This window comes from Microcystis sp. M_QC_C_20170808_M3Col (assembly GCF_007095505.1).
Taxonomy (GTDB): domain Bacteria; phylum Cyanobacteriota; class Cyanobacteriia; order Cyanobacteriales; family Microcystaceae; genus Microcystis.
In genome coordinates this window covers 1-2,796 of record NZ_SFBY01000235.1, presented here as the reverse complement: position 1 = coordinate 2,796, position 2,796 = coordinate 1, and the positions used below count along the sequence as shown (strand labels likewise).

The window sequence follows — 2,796 nt, the reverse complement described above, 5'->3', positions numbered from 1 at the left end:
TCGAAACGAATAGGCTTTTTCCATGTCTCACATTTTAGCATATATTTGGTAAATGTGTTAATATTTAACAGTAAAGCCGTCGTGAAACGACGGGGTTTCAGACCCAAAATTTTCGATGACAAAAATCCTCTCGACAGCCGAAGTGAAAGCGCGTCTTTCCGAATCGATCGATCTTGCTCTCCAAGAGGGCTACGTTGTCATCACCCGCTACGGCAAACCCGTGGCTGCCCTGGTGAGTTACGAAGATATCCGACAATTGCAACGACTGAGAAGCGCTCGTCAGAGGGGAGGGTTAGCGAATTTAAGCGAAAATTGGGAAGATTCAGAAGAATTAGCCGAAGAACTGCATAATATCTTGGACGAGAGAACCTGATGGCTTATCTCTTTGATACCGATGCTATTTCAGAGATGTTACGCAAGCGCCCGCTACTGGACTATCTGCAATGGTTACGATCGCTCGATCGAGAAAATCAATATACTAGCAGTATCACGATCGCCGAACTATATAAAGGTGCGTTCCGTTCCCCCAAGCGCAATCATTTTCTGGAAAAAATCGAAACGAGAATTATCCCCGAATTCACGATCCTGCCATTCGATCGCTTGACAGCGAAAATTTACGGAGAAATTCAAGCGCAACTAGAACAACAGGGAAATATTCTCGCCCATGCCGATTTACAGATCGCATCCACGGCGATTCAATCTAATCTAGAACTGGTTACGGGTAATATTCAACATTTCGCCCGTGTAGAAGCTTTACGGATTAATTACACTCTCGTCCACGCCAGGGCATCTTCAGAAAATGTTCAGAGTTGAGGCAACTTCGGCATCAACCATGGCAGCTGGATCGCAAATATAGGATAACTTTCCCAAAAATCAGCGATAAAAACCTTTTTTACCGATCTAGCCCGGCTCTAACGCCTGGGAAGGGAAAAATCCTCAATTGAGCCGAAATTAGCTTAATCAAAAAATATGCTATAATCAGAATGTAAGCACAAGGGGCCGTAACGGTTTCGACAGGTTAGCGAAAGCTCCCCCGTGATACAGGTCGAGAGTGAGTCTCCTCTCGTAAATCAAAGGCTCAAACAAAAAGTAAATGCGAACAACATCGTTCCTTTCGCTCGTAAAGCCGCTCCTGTAGCTGCCTAATAGTCTCTAATCGACTCGAGCATTCATAGTTTGACTCCGTTAAGGACTATGGATCAACCCCCAACGGATGCCACGTTTAACTTTCTCTAGTTAGTTAACCGTGTAAGCTTTAACTAGAGCATCCCACTGTCCGGGATAAGTGACAGTCCCCGTTTCGAGGGTAATCGAGACTAAACCTGTGAATGAACGGACAGTCAATACCTAATTTGGACAGCAGTTCGACTCTGCTCGGCTCCATTGATTACTTGAATGAGAAACCTTCTCTCCCGCATGGATGGGGTACAAACACCGATTATTCCCGTGGTCGGTCAGTTAATTAAAGCGAACCCTGGCACTATTTCCCTAGGTCAAGGGGTTGTTTCCTATGATCCACCCCGGGAGGCGATCGAATCTCTATCTTTATTCTTAGCCAATCCCAAAAATCATCAATATCAATCTGTGGCGGGAATTCCCCCCTTATTAGCAGTAATTCGGCAAAAACTAGCCGAAGATAATCGGGTAGAAATCAGCGATAAACAGGCAATTTTTGTGACGGCGGGCAGTAATATGGCTTTTATGAATGCCATTTTAGCCATTACTTCCCCGGGGGATGAAATTATTCTCAACACTCCCTTTTATTTCAATCATGAAATGGCCATAAAAATGGCTAATTGTCAAGTAATTTTGGTCGCCACAGACAAAAATTATCAATTGCGTCCAGCCGCCATTGAAGAGGCAATCACGGAAAAAACTAAGGCAGTAGTGACGATTTCTCCTAATAACCCCACGGGAGTAGTTTATCCAGAAAATACCCTAAGAGAAGTCAATCGAATCTGTCAAAAAAAGGGCATCTATCACATTCACGATGAGGCTTACGAGTATTTTACCTATAACCATGCCCAGCACTTTTCCCCGGCGGCAATTGTTGGCAGTGAATCCTGGACTATTTCCCTGTTTAGTCTCTCAAAAGCCTACGGTTTTGCCAGTTGGCGCATTGGTTATATGGTAGTACCAGAAGATTTATCTGAGGCGATTAATAAGATTCAGGATACTATTTTAATCTGTCCGCCGGTGGTTTCGCAATACGCAGCTCTAGGGGCGTTGCAGGTGGGTAAAAGCTATCCTTTAGAACAGTTAAAAACCATCAGTCAAGTTAGAGAAATTTGCCTGAATGCTCTAGAATCAATCGGCGATATCTGTGATGTTGCCACTGTGGAAGGTGCTTTTTATTTCTTCCTGAAAATTACCACAGACAAGAATGATTTTCAGTTAGTTAAAAGCTTAATTGAGCAGCAGCGGGTGGCGGTGTTACCCGGTTCAACTTTTGGGATAACAGAAGGCTGTTATTTGCGTCTTGCCTACGGCGCTTTATCTCCAGAAACGGCTTTAGCGGCAGTAGAAAGATTGGTAAAGGGATTGCGTTATTTTAGTCAATAATTTTCAAGAATAAATACTGGCTTTCTTTCTTGGTTTTTACTTTACTACAACTGATGAAAAACCTTCTCTTGCCCATGGATGGGGTACAAACACCGATTATTGCCGTGGTCGGTCAATTAATTAGGGCTTGCTGAATAATGGTAAAACCCTTTTAAAATAAAGCTTTTGACCTGTTAAAGTCCGATGTTAGTGCAAGAAAATAGGATTGGGACTTTCAAAAACCTTGCATTATCC

At 43.3% G+C, this 2,796-nt stretch carries 3 protein-coding genes and 1 other RNA gene; all 4 read left to right on the top strand.

Annotated features, from left to right (window positions below; translation table 11 throughout):
* Positions 1-115 precede the first annotated feature (115 nt).
* The 4 genes from EWV84_RS10550 to EWV84_RS10535 all read left to right on the top strand — a co-directional run bounded on the left by EWV84_RS10550 (position 116) and on the right by EWV84_RS10535 (position 2,562).
* Positions 116-373 (top strand): type II toxin-antitoxin system Phd/YefM family antitoxin, encoded by a 258-nt coding sequence (locus tag EWV84_RS10550; protein ID WP_052277805.1) that lies wholly within the window; start codon positions 116-118, stop codon positions 371-373.
* Positions 373-813: a type II toxin-antitoxin system VapC family toxin gene (locus tag EWV84_RS10545; protein WP_002784674.1), complete on the top strand. Its 441-nt coding sequence runs from the start codon at positions 373-375 to the stop codon at positions 811-813. The genes EWV84_RS10550 and EWV84_RS10545 overlap by 1 nt, the downstream gene beginning before the upstream one ends.
* Positions 814-995: 182 nt before the next feature.
* Positions 996-1,386: a transfer-messenger RNA gene (gene ssrA / locus EWV84_RS10540) on the top strand.
* A 9-nt stretch (positions 1,387-1,395) separates the two neighbouring features.
* Positions 1,396-2,562: a pyridoxal phosphate-dependent aminotransferase gene (locus EWV84_RS10535; protein WP_287077964.1), complete on the top strand. Its 1,167-nt coding sequence runs from the start codon at positions 1,396-1,398 to the stop codon at positions 2,560-2,562.
* Positions 2,563-2,796 lie beyond the last annotated feature (234 nt).

What these genes read in the sequence shown, in the direction of transcription:
- EWV84_RS10550 (WP_052277805.1), top strand. Translation starts at nt 116, where the DNA reads ATGACAAAAATCCTCTCGACAGCCGAAGTGAAAGCGCGTCTTTCCGAA.
- EWV84_RS10545 (WP_002784674.1), top strand. Translation starts at nt 373, where the DNA reads ATGGCTTATCTCTTTGATACCGATGCTATTTCAGAGATGTTACGCAAG.
- EWV84_RS10535 (WP_287077964.1), top strand. Translation starts at nt 1,396, where the DNA reads ATGAGAAACCTTCTCTCCCGCATGGATGGGGTACAAACACCGATTATT.